Here is a 387-nt window from a genome sequence, read left to right as displayed (position 1 = left end):
CAAGATCACCATTCCCTCCCTGGTGAACACCTTTATCTCCCTGTTCAAGGACACCAGCCTGGTGCTGATCATAGGGCTGTTCGATCTGCTGGCCATCTCCAAGGTGGCGCTGGCGGATCCGGCCTGGCTGGGATTCTCCACCGAGGCCTATGTGTTCATCGCCATGATCTTCTGGATGTTCTGTTTTGGCATGTCCCGCTACTCCATCTATCTGGAGCGCAAACTCAACACCGGTCACAAGCATTAGGAGTAGTTTCGAGATGAAAACGGACGCTGTGGTAGAACTCAAGGATGTCAACAAGTGGTACGGTGAGTTTCATGTGCTGCGCAACATCAATCTGCAGGTGGGCAGGGGGGAGAAGATCGTCATCTGCGGGCCGTCTGGCT

At 54.3% G+C, this 387-nt stretch carries 2 pseudogenes; both read left to right on the top strand.

The features are described 5' to 3' along the window. Positions 1-247 (top strand): annotated as a pseudogene (locus tag JWG43_RS19270) (amino acid ABC transporter permease); the annotation flags it as partial. Positions 248-260: 13 nt separating this feature from the next. Then, a pseudogene (locus JWG43_RS20530) lies at positions 261-387 on the top strand (amino acid ABC transporter ATP-binding protein); the annotation flags it as partial.

Origin of the sequence: Desulfobulbus alkaliphilus (assembly GCF_016918545.1) — a bacterium.
GTDB classification, from domain to species: Bacteria; Desulfobacterota; Desulfobulbia; order Desulfobulbales; family Desulfobulbaceae; genus Desulfobulbus; species Desulfobulbus alkaliphilus.
This window is presented reverse-complemented; position numbering and strand designations above follow the sequence as displayed.